At 56.7% G+C, this 15794-nt stretch carries 14 protein-coding genes and 3 tRNA genes; 16 read left to right on the forward strand and 1 reads right to left on the reverse strand.

Translation table 11 applies throughout. From position 1 onward, the window contains the following. From AC1DH9_RS00240 to AC1DH9_RS00315, 16 genes are all read left to right on the forward strand, one after another. A partial coding sequence (locus AC1DH9_RS00240; RefSeq protein WP_477807634.1) for an SAM-dependent methyltransferase occupies window positions 1–374 on the forward strand: 374 nt, incomplete at its 5' end. Between the two features lie 202 nt (window positions 375–576). Next, window positions 577–2478 carry an ATP-dependent zinc metalloprotease FtsH gene (gene ftsH / locus AC1DH9_RS00245; protein WP_429539924.1) on the forward strand — a complete coding sequence of 634 codons (1902 nt, stop codon included), beginning with the start codon at window positions 577–579 and terminating at the stop codon, window positions 2476–2478. An 8-nt stretch (window positions 2479–2486) separates the two neighbouring features. Beyond that, window positions 2487–3338 (forward strand): dihydropteroate synthase, encoded by an 852-nt coding sequence (folP, locus tag AC1DH9_RS00250; protein WP_427534353.1) that lies wholly within the window; start codon window positions 2487–2489, stop codon window positions 3336–3338. 16 nt (window positions 3339–3354) lie between these two features. Beyond that, window positions 3355–4692: a phosphoglucosamine mutase gene (gene glmM / locus AC1DH9_RS00255; RefSeq protein ID WP_427547362.1), complete on the forward strand. Its 1338-nt coding sequence runs from the start codon at window positions 3355–3357 to the stop codon at window positions 4690–4692. Between the two features lie 66 nt (window positions 4693–4758). Further along, window positions 4759–5514 carry a triose-phosphate isomerase gene (tpiA, locus tag AC1DH9_RS00260; RefSeq protein ID WP_442114562.1) on the forward strand — a complete coding sequence of 252 codons (756 nt, stop codon included), beginning with the start codon at window positions 4759–4761 and terminating at the stop codon, window positions 5512–5514. A 4-nt stretch (window positions 5515–5518) separates the two neighbouring features. Further along, entirely contained in the window at window positions 5519–5902 is a 384-nt protein-coding gene (secG, locus tag AC1DH9_RS00265) for a preprotein translocase subunit SecG (protein WP_054594060.1), read from the forward strand. Window positions 5903–5924: 22 nt separating this feature from the next. After that, window positions 5925–6010 (forward strand) — tRNA-Leu (locus tag AC1DH9_RS00270). A gap of 96 nt (window positions 6011–6106) precedes the next feature. Beyond that, window positions 6107–6183, forward strand: a tRNA-Met gene (locus tag AC1DH9_RS00275). A 139-nt stretch (window positions 6184–6322) separates the two neighbouring features. Further along, on the forward strand, window positions 6323–6781 hold the full coding sequence (rimP, locus tag AC1DH9_RS00280) for a ribosome maturation factor RimP (RefSeq protein ID WP_429539943.1): 459 nt from the start codon (window positions 6323–6325) through the stop codon (window positions 6779–6781). Between the two features lie 47 nt (window positions 6782–6828). Continuing rightward, a complete protein-coding gene (gene nusA / locus AC1DH9_RS00285) occupies window positions 6829–8310 on the forward strand; it encodes a transcription termination factor NusA (protein WP_019691793.1) in 1482 nt (493 codons plus the stop codon). Between the two features lie 26 nt (window positions 8311–8336). After that, a complete protein-coding gene (infB, locus tag AC1DH9_RS00290) occupies window positions 8337–10853 on the forward strand; it encodes a translation initiation factor IF-2 (RefSeq protein WP_427542740.1) in 2517 nt (838 codons plus the stop codon). A gap of 159 nt (window positions 10854–11012) precedes the next feature. After that, window positions 11013–11414 (forward strand): 30S ribosome-binding factor RbfA, encoded by a 402-nt coding sequence (rbfA, locus tag AC1DH9_RS00295; RefSeq protein ID WP_019691795.1) that lies wholly within the window; start codon window positions 11013–11015, stop codon window positions 11412–11414. A gap of 3 nt (window positions 11415–11417) precedes the next feature. After that, window positions 11418–12335 carry a tRNA pseudouridine(55) synthase TruB gene (gene truB / locus AC1DH9_RS00300; RefSeq protein WP_054594058.1) on the forward strand — a complete coding sequence of 306 codons (918 nt, stop codon included), beginning with the start codon at window positions 11418–11420 and terminating at the stop codon, window positions 12333–12335. Between the two features lie 117 nt (window positions 12336–12452). Then, window positions 12453–12722 (forward strand): 30S ribosomal protein S15, encoded by a 270-nt coding sequence (gene rpsO, locus AC1DH9_RS00305; protein ID WP_011332409.1) that lies wholly within the window; start codon window positions 12453–12455, stop codon window positions 12720–12722. 196 nt (window positions 12723–12918) lie between these two features. Continuing rightward, the gene (gene pnp, locus AC1DH9_RS00310) at window positions 12919–15024 is read left to right on the forward strand and encodes a polyribonucleotide nucleotidyltransferase (RefSeq protein ID WP_477807635.1); all 2106 of its coding nucleotides are present in this window, start codon (window positions 12919–12921) and stop codon (window positions 15022–15024) included. Between the two features lie 169 nt (window positions 15025–15193). Continuing rightward, a tRNA-Thr gene (locus AC1DH9_RS00315) sits at window positions 15194–15269 on the forward strand. Between the two features lie 7 nt (window positions 15270–15276). Here the strand turns inward: AC1DH9_RS00315 and AC1DH9_RS00320 are convergent. Next, complete coding sequence (locus tag AC1DH9_RS00320; RefSeq protein WP_427542733.1) at window positions 15277–15783, reverse strand: hypothetical protein; 507 nt, start codon at window positions 15781–15783, stop codon at window positions 15277–15279. Window positions 15784–15794 lie beyond the last annotated feature (11 nt).

Consider the following 15794-nt stretch of genomic DNA (forward strand, 5'->3'; position numbering starts at 1 on the left):
GTATTCCGGACGTGACTTTCATACAGGGGGACTTCACCCAGGACGAAGTGCTCGCTCGCATCCTTGAAGCCGTGGGTAATTCGCAGGTGGACCTTGTGATTTCCGATATGGCCCCCAATATGAGTGGTACGCCTGAAGTGGACATGCCAAAAGCCATGTTTCTTTGCGAGCTGGCGCTTGATTTGGCGGAACGGATACTCAAGCCGGGTGGTAATTTTGTGATCAAGATTTTTCAGGGCGAAGGGTTTGATGTTTACCTGAAGGATGCTCGTCGGAAATTCGACAAGATCCAGATGATCAAGCCAGACTCTTCCCGTGACAGTTCCCGCGAGCAATACATGCTGGCTTGGGGTTACCGCGGGCGTAGTGAGTAAAACGAGGTTTTTTGGCGGGGTGATAGGTTTTTCATATTTCGCCCCGCGTGCATTAGCGAATATCGTGTAGAAAGTGTTTCACAAAGGGTTACAGACGGCGCCTGCCAGAGCTGTAGGTAATGTAGTAAGTTAGGCCGGTGAATATCATGCGAAGCGCGCGCCAGTAGCGGAGCTTGCTTCAGAGGGTAGTTAATTGAACGATATGGCAAAGAATCTGATCCTGTGGTTGATCATCGCGGCTGTCCTCGTGACGGTGATGAACAACTTCTCCAGCCCTAACGAGCCACAGACCCTCAACTATTCCGACTTCATCCAGCAGGTCAAGGATGGCAAGGTCGAGCGCGTAGCCGTGGACGGCTATGTCATTACTGGCAAGCGCAATGATGGTGACAGCTTCAAGACCATTCGTCCGGCCATTCAGGACAACGGTCTGATCGGCGACCTGGTGGATAACCACGTAGTCGTAGAGGGCAAGCAGCCTGAGCAGCAAAGCATCTGGACTCAACTCCTGGTCGCCAGCTTCCCGATCCTGGTGATCATCGCCGTCTTCATGTTCTTCATGCGGCAGATGCAGGGCGGTGCCGGCGGCAAGGGCGGACCGATGAGCTTCGGCAAGAGCAAGGCGCGCCTGCTTTCCGAAGATCAGGTGAAAACCACTCTGGCTGACGTTGCGGGTTGCGACGAAGCCAAGGAAGAAGTGGGTGAGCTGGTCGAGTTCCTGCGTGATCCGGGCAAGTTCCAGCGCCTGGGTGGTCGTATTCCTCGCGGCGTACTGATGGTGGGTCCACCGGGTACCGGTAAAACCTTGTTGGCCAAGGCGATTGCCGGTGAAGCCAAGGTACCGTTTTTCACCATCTCCGGTTCCGACTTCGTCGAAATGTTCGTCGGTGTGGGTGCCAGCCGTGTTCGCGACATGTTCGAGCAGGCTAAAAAACACGCTCCATGCATCATCTTCATCGATGAAATCGACGCTGTCGGTCGCCATCGCGGTGCTGGCATGGGCGGTGGTCACGACGAGCGCGAACAGACTCTCAACCAGTTGCTGGTAGAGATGGATGGTTTCGAAATGAATGACGGCATCATCGTCATCGCTGCAACCAACCGTCCTGACGTACTTGACCCTGCGCTGCTGCGTCCGGGTCGTTTCGACCGTCAGGTTGTCGTGGGGCTGCCGGATATTCGTGGTCGTGAGCAAATCCTGAAAGTCCACATGCGCAAAGTGCCGATGGGTGATGACGTTGCTCCGGCGGTTATCGCGCGTGGTACGCCTGGTTTCTCCGGTGCCGACCTGGCCAACCTGGTGAACGAGGCTTCGCTGTTCGCTGCCCGTACCGGCAAGCGCATTGTCGAGATGAAAGAGTTCGAACTGGCGAAAGACAAGATCATGATGGGCGCTGAGCGCAAGTCCATGGTCATGTCCGAAAAAGAAAAGCAGAACACCGCTTATCACGAAGCGGGTCACGCGATCGTCGGTCGTGTGGTTCCCGAGCACGATCCGGTCTACAAAGTCTCGATCATCCCGCGCGGACGTGCGTTGGGCGTGACGATGTTCCTGCCGGAAGAGGATCGCTACAGTCTGTCCAAGCGTGCGTTGATCAGCCAGATCTGCTCGCTGTACGGTGGGCGTATTGCTGAAGAGATGACCTTGGGCTTCGATGGCGTGACCACGGGTGCGTCGAATGACATCATGCGTGCCAGCCAGATTGCACGAAACATGGTTACCAAGTGGGGGTTGTCGGAGAAGCTCGGTCCTTTGATGTATGCCGAAGAAGAGGGCGAAGTGTTCCTCGGTCGCGGCGGCAGTGGCCAGCACGCCAGCTTCTCGGGCGAAACTGCCAAGCTGATCGACTCTGAAGTGCGCAGCATCATTGACCAGTGCTACGGCACGGCCAAGCAGATCCTGACGGATAACCGCGACAAGCTCGACGCCATGGCCGACGCGCTGATGAAGTACGAAACCATTGATGCCGATCAGATCGACGACATCATGGCTGGTCGCACCCCGCGTGAGCCTCGTGACTGGTCGGGTGGTGCGGGTACTCCGCCTGTCGTACAGGAAGAGCGTCCGGAAACTCCCATCGGTGGCCCGGCTGCCGACGTCTAAGGTTTGAAATGACTCTAGTACAGTCCTCAACCCGGTTGCCTTGCGGCAACCGGGTTCTTGATTTGGCTCATGTGCATGTCATGGGCATTCTCAACGTCACTCCTGATTCTTTCTCTGACGGTGGCCGCTTCAGTCAGCTCGATGCTGCTCTGCGACACGCTGAGGCGATGGTGGCTGCCGGCGCGACCCTCATTGATGTAGGGGGAGAGTCGACCCGGCCAGGCGCACGGGCGGTCTCGCCGCTTGAGGAGCTGGAGCGCGTGGCGCCGATCGTCGAGCGTATTCATCGCGAACTGGACGTAATTATCTCGGTCGATACCTCGACACCTGCGGTCATGCGTGAAACTGCCCGTCTGGGAGCAGGTCTGATCAATGACGTGCGTTCGCTGCGTCGAGATGGCGCGCTGGATGCGGCAGCAGCCACCGGATTGCCGGTGTGCCTGATGCATATGCTCGGTGAGCCGGGAGATATGCAGGACAACCCGCATTATGATGACGTGACGAGAGAGGTTGGTGAGTTTCTTGCTGAGCGTATGGCGTCGTGTGCAGCAGTCGGTATCCCGGTCGAACGGATCATTCTCGATCCTGGTTTTGGGTTTGCGAAAAATTTGCAGCACAATTTGAGTCTGTTCAAGCATATGGAGGCCCTGCATGCCTTGGGGCGGCCCCTGTTGGTCGGGGTTTCGCGAAAGAGCATGATCGGGCAAGCATTGAATCGTCCGGTAGGAGAGCGGTTGCATGGCGGCCTGGCTCTCGCGGCGTTGGCTGTCGTAAAGGGCGCGCGCATCTTGCGCGTACATGACGTGGCCGAAACAGTCGATGTGGTACGGATGATCACAGCAGTTGAATCAGCCGAATAAGAATGATGGAGCACTTATGACTAAGAAATATTTTGGCACCGACGGCATTCGTGGTCGGGTCGGCGAATATCCGATTACCCCTGAATTCATGCTCAAGCTTGGTTGGGCTGCGGGCATGGCCTTTCGCAGTAAGGGTGCTTGCAAGGTTTTGGTCGGCAAGGACACTCGAATCTCTGGTTATATGTTCGAATCGGCGCTTGAGGCCGGGCTTACCTCGGCCGGGGCTGATGTCATGCTGCTGGGGCCAATGCCTACTCCGGCTATCGCCTATTTGACGCGTACCTTCAATGCTGAGGCCGGTATTGTAATCAGTGCATCGCACAACCCTCATGATGATAACGGCATCAAGTTCTTCTCCGGCCAAGGCACGAAATTGCCGGATGATGTTGAGCTGATGATCGAAGAATTGCTCGATATGCCGATGACCGTGGTTGAATCAAGCAAGATCGGCAAGGTCTCGCGAATCAACGATGCGTCGGGTCGTTATATCGAGTTCTGCAAAAGCAGTGTGCCAACCGGCACCAATTTTGCGGGTTTGAAAGTTGTGATCGATTGCGCACACGGTGCTACTTATAAGGTAGCTCCGAGTGTTTTCCGCGAACTGGGTGCGCAGGTGACGGTGCTTTCTGCGCAACCTGACGGTCTGAACATCAATCACAATTGCGGTTCGACCCATATGGGGCAATTGCAGGCAGCCGTAGTGGCTGAGCAAGCAGATCTGGGCATTGCCTTCGATGGTGATGGCGATCGGGTGTTGATGGTTGATCACACGGGCGCGATCGTCGATGGCGACGAATTGTTGTTCATCATCGCGCGCGACCTGCATGAGCGTGGCAAATTGCAGGGCGGTGTCGTTGGAACCTTGATGAGTAACCTGGGGCTGGAGCTGGCCCTGGCGGATCTGGGGATTCCTTTTGTACGGGCCAACGTCGGTGACCGCTATGTAATCGCCGAACTGCTTGAGCGCAACTGGCTGGTGGGTGGTGAGAACTCCGGCCACGTCGTGTGCTTCAGTCATACCACCACGGGTGACGCGATTATCGCTGCGTTGCAGGTGTTGTTGGCGCTGAAGCGTCGTTCCGAAGGGCTTGCTCAATCGCGGCAGGCGCTACGCAAGTGTCCTCAGGTACTGATCAACGTGCGTTTCGGCGGCGGCGAAAATCCGGTCGAGCATGCGACTGTCAAAGAAGTCAGCGAACGTGTCACCAAGGCTATGGCCGGGCGTGGTCGCGTGTTGTTGCGCAAGTCCGGCACAGAGCCGCTGGTGCGGGTCATGGTCGAAGGCGAGGACGAAACACTGGTTCGCGGTTACGCCGAGGAGCTCGCAAAACTGGTTGCTGAAGTTTCTGCCTGATTTCGGCTTGCCAGTAATGATGTGGTTGGGTAACATCTGCGCCCACTTTGACCGACGAGGTACAGCATGCGTCGCCCTATGGTAGCTGGTAACTGGAAGATGCACGGTACCCGCGCCAGCGTCGCTGAGCTGATAAACGGCCTTCGTCATCTGGTCTTGCCGAGCGGTGTTGAGGTCGCGGTATTCCCGCCTTGCTTGTATATCAATCAAGTGATTGGTGACTTGGAAGGTACGTCGATTGCGGTCGGCGCGCAGAATTCTGCGGTGGAAGCCATGCAAGGTGCATTGACCGGTGAGATTGCGCCGAGTCAGTTGGTGGATGCAGGTTGTTCCCTGGTGCTCATTGGGCACTCCGAACGTCGCCAGATCATCGGCGAGCGTGACGAGACGCTGATTCGAAAGTTTGCAGCGGCACAGGCATGTGGCTTGATTCCGGTGTTGTGCATAGGGGAGACCCTTGAGCAGCGTGAAGCCGGAAAAACGCTTGAGGTTGTCGGGCATCAGCTGGGCAGCATCATCGATGAGCTGGGTGTTGGTGTATTTGCAAAGGCAGTAATCGCTTACGAGCCGGTCTGGGCCATTGGCACCGGGCTGACTGCTTCGCCGCAACAAGCGCAGGATGTGCATGCAGCCATTCGTGCTCAGTTGGCGGCAGAGAATTCTGAGGTCGCACAAGGTGTGCGGCTTCTATACGGCGGCAGCGTGAAGGCGGCCAATGCGGTCGAACTGTTCGGCATGCCGGATATCGATGGGGGGCTCATTGGTGGAGCTTCCCTGAATGCAGATGAGTTCGGTGCGATTTGTCGCGCCGCGGGAAACTGAAAAAATGCTGGAAACAGTCGTAGTCGTTTTTCATCTGCTGGGTGCACTGGGCGTAGTTGCTCTCGTATTGCTGCAGCAGGGTAAAGGTGCGGATGCTGGCGCGTCTTTCGGAGCAGGTGCTTCAAATACTGTGTTCGGAAGCCAAGGTTCCTCTACCTTTCTTAGTAAGTTTACTGCTATACTTGCCGCAGGTTTCTTCATAACCAGCTTAGGGTTAGGTTACTTTGCTAAAGAGAAAGCTCACCAGCTGACTCAAGTAGGTTTGCCAAACCCAGCAGTGTTGGAAGTTCCAAAGCAAAAACCGGCTTCTGATGATGTCCCGGTGCTTCAAGAGCAAAAGTCGGCAACCAATGCGACTGACGTACCTCCAGCTCAAGAGCAAAAGTAAGAAGGGTTTCAAACGTAGTATTGCCGWGGTGGTGGAATTGGTAGACACGCWACCTTGAGGTGGTWGTGCCCATAGGGTGTAGGGGTTCGAGTCCCCTTCTCGGTACCAATTATCAGGAGAGCCCGCTGTTGCGGGCTTTCTTGTAGGTGGAAGGTTACATTGACCCTGTTAGGGATCGGTCGTATACTTCCGCCCCAGCTTTGTCGCGGGGTGGAGCAGTCTGGTAGCTCGTCGGGCTCATAACCCGAAGGTCGTCGGTTCAAATCCGGCCCCCGCAACCAGTTTCAGGAGCCCCTTTTCAGGGGCTTTTTGTTAGCTGGACACTTTATAACGCCGCTGTTCAACGGCGTTTCAGGGATGGGCGTTTCGCCCATTTTTTTATTTTGCATAGCATGCACATACATGCACGAGGGGGTTCAGGTGTCGAGCAAGCTAGAACAGTTGCAGGCCTTGTTGGCCCCGGTGGTCGTGGCCCTTGGCTATGAATGCTGGGGTATTGAGTTTTCGGCTCAAGGTCGCCACTCACTGTTGCGCGTTTATATCGATAAAGAAGGCGGTGTGCTGGTGGACGATTGTGCCATCGTCAGCCGTCAGATCAGCGGTGTGCTGGATGTTGAAGATCCGATCTCCGTTGAATACACCCTTGAAGTTTCCTCGCCTGGCATGGAACGCCCGCTGTTCACGCTTGAACAGTTTGCAAAGTTTGCCGGTGACCAAGTGAAGATCAAGCTGCGCTCGCCTTTTGAAGGCCGACGCAACTTTCAGGGCCTTCTGCGCGGTGTAGAAGAGCAGGACGTCGTGGTGCAGGTGGATGACCATGAATTCCTGTTGCCGATCGATATGATCGACAAGGCCAACATTATTCCCAGTTTTGACTGAGACGCGGATCCCGCGGATCCAATGGCTTGCGAAAGGCGAGGCGTACGATGAGCAAAGAAGTACTGCTGGTTGTTGAGTCGGTATCCAATGAAAAGGGCGTACCGGCAAACGTGATTTTTGAAGCGCTGGAGCTGGCTCTGGCCACTGCTACCAAAAAGCGTTTTGAAGACGAAGTTGATCTGCGTGTGGAAATCAATCGCCACACCGGTGCTTATGAAACTTTCCGTCGCTGGACGGTAGTCGAAGAAGCAGACCTGGATGATCCGGCTGTTGAAACCTGGCCGAGCAAGGTTCAGGAAACGCATCCTGGCGCGAAGGTCGGTGATGTTGTCGAAGAAAAAATCGAGTCCATCGAATTCGGCCGCATTGCTGCGCAGACTGCCAAGCAAGTTATCGTGCAGAAAGTTCGCGAAGCCGAGCGCGCTCAAGTCGTTGATGCCTACCGCGAGCGTCTGGGAGAAATCATCTCCGGCACCGTGAAGAAAGTAACCCGCGACAACGTGATCGTTGATCTGGGTAACAATGCTGAAGCGCTGCTGGCTCGTGAAGATATTATTTCTCGCGAAACTTTCCGGGTGGGTGTGCGCCTGCGTGCACTGCTCAAGGAAATCCGCACCGAGAACCGCGGCCCGCAGCTGATTCTGTCGCGTACCGCGCCAGAAATGCTGATCGAGTTGTTCCGCATCGAAGTGCCGGAAATTGCTGAAGGCCTGATCGAAGTAATGGCTGCGTCCCGTGACCCGGGTTCGCGCGCCAAGATCGCGGTCCGCTCCAAAGACAAACGCATTGATCCGCAAGGTGCTTGCATTGGTATGCGCGGTTCGCGCGTCCAGGCAGTGTCGGGCGAATTGGGCGGTGAGCGTGTGGATATCGTCCTGTGGGACGACAACCCGGCGCAGTTCGTGATCAATGCCATGTCCCCGGCTGAGGTTGCGGCAATTATCGTTGACGAAGATGCCCATGCAATGGACATCGCCGTTGGCGCAGACAATCTGGCTCAGGCCATCGGTCGCGGTGGTCAGAACGTGCGTCTGGCTAGCCAGTTGACTGGCTGGACCCTGAACGTGATGACCGAATCGGACATCCAGGCTAAACAGCAAGCAGAAACCGGCGACATCCTGCGCAACTTCATCGACGAGCTGGAAGTCGACGAAGATCTGGCACAGGTGCTGGTTGATGAAGGCTTTACCAGCCTGGAAGAGATTGCCTACGTACCGTTGGAAGAAATGCTCAACATCGATGGCTTTGACGAAGACACCGTCAACGAGCTTCGCGCTCGGGCCAAGGATCGTTTGTTGACTAAAGCCATCGCTACTGAGGAAAAGCTGGCAGACGCCCATCCGGCCGAAGACCTGCTCTCGCTTGAGGGTATGGACAAGGATTTGGCGATGGAACTGGCGGTGCGCGGCGTAATTACCCGCGAAGACCTGGCCGAGCAGTCTATTGACGACCTGCTCGACATCGACGGCATTGACGATGATCGTGCCGGCAAGTTGATCATGGCCGCCCGAGCCCATTGGTTCGAGTAATAGGCGCGGCCTGAGGAGAGAAGTGCATGACGCAAGTCACGGTGAAACAACTGGCCGATGAGGTCAAAACACCGGTAGAGCGCCTGCTGCAGCAGATGCGTGAGGCAGGTCTGCCGCACACCGCCGCCGAGGAACATGTGACCGACAGTGAGAAGCAATCTTTGCTGACTCACTTGAAAAGCAGCCACAAGGCGAAAGTGGAAGAACCGCGCAAAATCACGTTGCAGCGTAAAACCACCAGCACCCTGCGTGTTGCTGGCAGCAAAAGCATCAGCGTTGAAGTACGCAAGAAGAAAGTCTTCGTACAGCGCAGCCCGGAAGAAATCGAAGCCGAGCGCAAACGCGAACTGGAAGAACGTCGCGCAGTAGAAAATGCTGCACGTCAGAAGGCTGAAGAAGAAGCCAAGCGTCGCGCCGAAGAAGAAGCGCGTCGCCAGCCTGCTGCTGTGCAATCTGCTTCTACTGAAGCTGTTGCAGCACCTGTTGCAGTTGCCGAGCCAGTGCGTGAAGCACCGGTTGTAGCGGCTGCACCAGCGGCGGACACTCGTAAACGCGACGAACAGCGTCGTCCGGACAAACCACGCGCCGACGATAACAATCGTCGTGGCGCGGGTGATGGTGAGCGCAAAAACGCTCCACATCGCGCTTCGGTCAAGGAAAAGGCGCCTGCTCCACGCGTTGCTCCACGCACTACCGACGAAGAAAGCGATGGCTTCCGTCGTGGTGGTCGCGGCAAGGCCAAGCTGAAGAAACGCAACGCTCACGGTTTCCAGAGCCCAACCGGCCCTGTCGTGCGTGAAGTGAAGATCGGCGAGACCATCACTGTTGGCGATCTCGCTCAGCAGATGTCGGTCAAGGCAGCTGAAATTATCAAGTTCATGTTCAAACTGGGTACTCCAGCGACCATCAACCAGGTACTTGATCAGGAAACTGCTCAACTGGTTGCTGAAGAGCTGGGCCACAAAGTGACCCTGGTCAGCGACACCGCCCTGGAAGATTCCCTGGCCGAGTCCCTGAAGTTTGAAGGTGAGACTTTCTCCCGTGCGCCAGTCGTGACCGTAATGGGCCACGTTGACCATGGTAAGACCTCGCTGCTCGACTATATCCGTCGTGCCAAGGTAGCAGCTGGCGAAGCCGGCGGTATCACCCAGCACATCGGTGCGTACCACGTTGAAACCGAACGTGGCATGGTCACCTTCCTCGACACCCCGGGTCACGCCGCGTTTACCGCCATGCGTGCTCGTGGTGCCAAGGCGACCGACATCGTGATCCTGGTGGTTGCAGCGGACGACGGTGTAATGCCGCAGACCATTGAAGCCGTACAGCACGCCAAGGCTGCTGGTGTTCCACTGGTTGTTGCAGTGAACAAAATCGACAAGCCGGGCGCCGATCTCGATCGCATCCGTAGCGAACTGTCGGTTCACGGCGTGACCTCGGAAGAGTGGGGCGGCGACACTCCGTTCGTATCGGTTTCGGCGAAAGTCGGTACCGGTGTGGACGAACTGCTCGAAGCTGTTCTGCTGCAAGCTGAAGTTCTCGAACTGAAAGCGACTCCTTCGGCTCCTGGCCGTGGTGTCGTGGTTGAATCGCGTCTCGACAAAGGTCGTGGTCCGGTTGCAACCGTTCTGGTTCAGGACGGCACCCTGCGCCAAGGCGACATGGTACTGGTCGGTTCGAACTATGGCCGCGTTCGCGCCATGCTCGACGAGAACGGCAAGCCAATCAAGGAAGCCGGTCCATCCATCCCTGTCGAGATTCTCGGCCTGGACGGTACCCCGGACGCTGGCGACGAGATGAGCGTAGTGGCCGACGAGAAGAAAGCCCGTGAAGTGGCTCTGTTCCGTCAAGGCAAGTTCCGTGAAGTCAAACTGGCTCGTGCTCACGCAGGCAAGCTGGAAAACATCTTCGAAAACATGGGCCAGGAAGAGAAGAAGACGCTTAACATCGTCCTCAAATCCGACGTCCGTGGTTCGCTGGAAGCGTTGAACGGTGCCTTGAACGGCCTGGGTAACGACGAAGTGCAAGTGCGTGTAGTCGGTGGCGGTGTCGGTGGTATCACCGAGAGCGACGCCAACCTGGCACTGGCCTCCAACGCTGTACTGTTCGGCTTCAACGTGCGTGCCGATGCTGGCGCTCGCAAGATCGTCGAGCAGGAAGGTCTGGATATGCGTTACTACAACGTGATCTACGACATCATCGAAGACGTCAAGAAAGCCCTGACCGGTATGCTTGGCAGCGACGTTCGGGAGAACATCCTGGGTATCGCTGAAGTCCGCGACGTGTTCCGTTCGCCGAAGTTTGGCGCGATCGCCGGTTGCATGGTTATCGAAGGTGTTGTGCACCGTAACCGTCCAATCCGTGTACTGCGTGAAGACATCGTTATCTTCGAAGGCGAGCTGGAATCCCTGCGCCGCTTCAAGGATGACGCTTCCGAAGTACGTGCCGGCATGGAATGCGGTATCGGTGTGAAGAGCTACAACGACGTCAAAGTCGGTGACAAGATCGAAGTCTTCGAGAAGGTTCAGGTTGCTCGCAGCCTCTAACTCGCGCACTTCAAGAGCCGTGATGGGCAGCCGCATGCAAATGCACGGCGCATCACCCGGACTCTAAACGCAACGCCCGGTCTGGCTTCTGTCAGGCCGGGCGTTTGCCGCTTTCAGACCACACGGGTTTCACCGTGAGGCAGTAACAGGTAACAAGACATGGCAAAAGAATACAGCCGTACCCAACGTATCGGCGATCAGATGCAGCGTGAGCTGGCACAGCTGATCCGTCGTGAAGTCAAAGACCCGCGCGTCGGCCTGGTCACCATTACCGCTGTTGAAGTCAGTCGTGACGTCGGTCACGCCAAGATCTTCATCACCGTGATGGGGCAGGACAGCGCAGACGATATCGCCCAAAGCATCAAGGTTTTGAACTCGGCCGCCGGCTTCCTGCGCATGCAGCTGGCTCGCGAGATGAAGCTGCGCAGCGTTCCTCAGCTGCACTTCCACTACGACGAAAGCGTCGTGCGTGGCGCTCATCTGTCGGCATTGATCGAACGCGCCGTGGCTGAAGACAATCAGCACCCGGTTGCGGCAGAACCCGTAGACACCAAGGAGTAATCGGTGGCTCAGGTCAAACGTATCCGTCGTAACGTCAGCGGCATCATTCTGCTCGACAAGCCGCTGGGGTTCACCTCCAACGCGGCGTTGCAGAAGGTTCGCTGGCTGCTCAATGCCGAGAAGGCCGGGCACACCGGCAGTCTTGATCCGTTGGCCACCGGCGTGTTGCCGCTGTGCTTCGGTGAGGCGACCAAGTTCTCGCAATACCTGCTCGACTCCGACAAGGGCTATGAAACCCTGGCGCAATTGGGCAAGACCACCACCACGGCAGACGCTGAAGGTGAAGTTTTGCAGGAGCGCCCGGTGACCGTTTGTCGCGCCGATATCGAAGCGGTTTTGCCGAAATTTCGTGGGCAAATCAGTCAGATACCGCCGATGTACTCAGCCCTCAAGCGTGACGGCCAGCCGTTGTACAAGTTGGCTCGTGCAGGTGAAGTGGTGGAGCGCGAACCGCGTTCTGTTACTATTGCGCGCTTGGAATTGCTGGCCTTTGAAGGTGATACTGCGCGCTTCGCCGTAGATTGCAGCAAAGGCACCTATATCCGCACCCTCGTGGAGGATATTGGTGAAGCACTCGGTTGTGGCGCTTACGTTGCGCAGTTGCGACGTACCCAGGCCGGTCCGTTCAGCCTAGCCCAGACGGTCACGCTGGAAGAGTTGGAAGCAGTACATGCCGAAGGCGGCAACGAAGCGGTTGATCGCTTCCTGATGCCATCGGACAGCGGCCTGCTGGATTGGCCACTGTTGCAGTTCTCGGAGCACAGCTCGTTCTACTGGCTCAACGGCCAGCCGGTTCGCGCCCCGGATGCACCGAAGTTTGGCATGGTACGCGTACAGGATCACAATGGTCGCTTCATCGGTATCGGTGAAGTGAGCGAAGACGGGCGCATCGCGCCACGTCGACTGATTCGGTCAGAATGACCGAACGAGGGTGGCTGTTAACAGGCACGGTCACTACTCATTTTTAGATACAGGGATTTGTCCCTGGCCTGTTGAAGCTGTTTCTTTGAAACAGTTTCCTGATAAAAGGATTGCCTCATGGCTCTCGACGTTCAAGAAAAAGCTCAAATCGTAGCTGACTACCAGCAAGCTGTTGGTGACACCGGTTCGCCAGAAGTGCAAGTTGCACTGCTGACCGCCAACATCAACAAACTGCAAGGTCACTTCAAGGCCAACGGTAAAGATCACCACTCCCGTCGTGGTCTGATCCGCATGGTTAACCAGCGTCGTAAGCTGCTGGACTACCTGAAAGGCAAGGACGTGAGCCGTTACAGCGCTCTGATCGCTCGCCTGGGTCTGCGTCGCTAATCAGCGATTGCGCTAGAGGTTGGTTGTCTGTCGTGCGTCAGCGGGTTTCCCGCTGGCGCATGGCAGGCTCCCAGCCTCAAGTTTTATCTGGAGACACGTTTTACCCCTGGACAAGGGTTGGGCCGATTCCCGACATTGCCCAAGAATTTCGCAAGAAAACCAGTTCCCCCAAGAGCCACAAAGAAGGTAGGACACCGTGAACCCGGTAATCAAAAAATTCCAGTTCGGTCAGTCGACCGTTACCCTCGAGACTGGCCGTATCGCCCGTCAGGCCTCCGGCGCAGTATTGGTCACCGTTGACGACGACGTCAGCGTATTGGTGACTGTAGTCGGTGCCAAACAAGCCGATCCAGGCAAGGGCTTCTTCCCTCTGTCTGTTCACTACCAGGAAAAAACCTACGCTGCCGGTAAGATCCCTGGCGGTTTCTTCAAGCGTGAAGGCCGTCCTTCCGAGAAAGAAACCCTGACTTCCCGACTGATCGACCGTCCGATCCGYCCGCTGTTYCCKGAAGGCTTCATGAACGAAGTGCAGGTTGTCTGCACCGTCGTTTCCACCAGCAAGAAGACCGATCCGGACATCGCTGCGATGATCGGTACCTCGGCTGCGCTGGCGATCTCCGGCATTCCTTTCGATGGCCCGATCGGCGCTGCCCGCGTTGCGTTCCACGAAAGCACCGGCTACCTGCTGAACCCGACTTACGAGCAACTGAAAGCATCGAGCCTGGACATGGTCGTTGCCGGTACTTCGGAAGCGGTATTGATGGTTGAATCGGAAGCCAAAGAGCTGACCGAAGACCAGATGCTGGGCGCAGTACTGTTTGCTCACGACGAGTTCCAGGTTGTGATCAACGCTGTTAAAGAACTGGCCGCCGAAGCTGCCAAGCCAACCTGGACCTGGGCTCCTCAGCCTGAAGCCACTGCACTGCTGGACGCTATCCGTGCCGAGTTCGGCGACGCGATCTCCCAGGCCTACACCATCACCGTCAAGGCCGACCGTTACGCTCGCCTGGGCGAACTGAAAGACCAGGTTGTTGCCAAGCTGTCCGGTGAAGAAGGCCAGCCTTCGTCCAGCGAAGTCAAAGCTGCTTTCGGTGAAATCGAATACCGCACCGTTCGCGAAAACATCGTAAACGGCAAGCCACGTATCGACGGTCGCGACACCCGCACCGTACGTCCGTTGAACATCGAAGTCGGCGTTCTGCCGAAGACCCACGGTTCGGCATTGTTCACCCGTGGCGAAACCCAGGCTCTGGTAGTCGCGACTCTGGGCACCGCCCGTGACGCACAACTGCTGGACACCCTGGAAGGCGAGAAAAAAGACCCGTTCATGCTGCACTACAACTTCCCTCCGTTCTCGGTGGGCGAGTGTGGTCGCATGGGTGGCGCTGGTCGTCGCGAAATCGGTCACGGCCGTCTGGCCCGTCGTTCGGTTCAGGCCATGCTGCCTGCTGCTGACGTGTTCCCGTACACCATCCGTGTGGTATCGGAAATCACCGAGTCCAACRGTTCCAGCTCGATGGCGTCGGTCTGCGGTGCTTCCCTGGCCCTGATGGACGCTGGCGTGCCGATGAAGGCGCCGGTTGCCGGTATCGCCATGGGTCTGGTTAAAGAAGGCGAGAAATTCGCCGTCCTGACCGACATCCTGGGTGACGAAGACCACCTGGGCGACATGGACTTCAAGGTAGCCGGTACCTCCAAAGGTGTTACCGCGCTGCAGATGGACATCAAGATCAAAGGCATCACCGAAGAAATCATGGAAATCGCTCTGGGCCAAGCCCTGGAAGCGCGCCTGAACATCCTCGGCCAGATGAACCAGATCATTGCCCAGTCGCGTACCGAGCTGTCGGAAAATGCTCCGACCATGATCGCGATGAAAATCGACACCGACAAAATCCGTGATGTCATCGGTAAAGGTGGCGCGACCATTCGTGCGATCTGTGAAGAGACCAAGGCTTCGATCGACATCGAAGACGACGGCTCGATCAAGATCTTCGGCGAAACCAAAGAAGCTGCAGAAGCTGCGCGTCAGCGCGTTCTGGGTATCACCGCTGAAGCTGAGATCGGCAAGATCTACGTCGGCAAAGTTGAGCGTATCGTCGACTTCGGCGCATTCGTCAACATCCTGCCAGGCAAGGACGGTCTGGTTCACATCTCCATGCTGAGCGACGCTCGCGTTGAGAAAGTGACCGACATCCTGAAAGAAGGCCAGGAAGTGGAAGTACTGGTACTGGACGTGGACAACCGCGGCCGTATCAAACTGTCCATCAAAGACGTAGCAGCAGCCAAGGCTTCGGGCGTTTAATTACCCCGCAGCTTAAGCGCTGAACAAGCAAACGCCCCGACTGGTTCGGGGCGTTTTGCTGTGTGAAGTAAATGCGCCCTTGTAGCAGCTGGCTCAGAGCAAATCCGCGAAAAATGAGGCGCTTGTCCAGGTTGCCCGACCCCAAAGTCAGTGCTAGCTTTAGCCCACCGCCCGTGTAGCTCAGCCGGTAGAGCAGCGCACTCGTAACGCGAAGGTCGCAGGTTCGATTCCTGTCTCGGGCACCACTTCCCCTTATTTCACCTTGCGGCTCAATTCCTCGACGGTGCGTTTGAGCTGATCCATCGCACGGTCCTGATCGCTGATGGTCCGTTTCAGGTTCGAGATCTCGCTGCTATTCGAGCTGGAGCTGGAGCCGCTGTTGCGATTGAGATCTTCCACCTGCCGACCGAGCTTATCCAGATCACGTTCCTGCTCCTTGACCTTGTTCTTGAGGTCGTCGATCTCCTTGCTGCTGGAGCTTGAGCTGGAACCGTTGCTGCGCTTGAGTTCTTCGATCTGGCGTGTCTGGTCTTTGATGGTTTCCTGCATCTTTTTCAGTTCGTCGATGCGCAAGTCGCTTTTGACCAGAACGTCCTTGCCGTATTCACTGTGGATGGCGGAGAGTTTGTCATCGTAGGACGGACCGCTGTTGCTCAGCTCAATGCTGGCCATTGCGGTGCCCGGCAGAGCCAGGACACCCAGCAGGGCAGTCATTGCGGTGGCGGACAGAACAGAGGAAAGCTTCGAAAAACTGTGCATCACTGAGGTTC

It is taken from the genome of Pseudomonas sp. 05T35 (genome assembly GCF_056396605.1).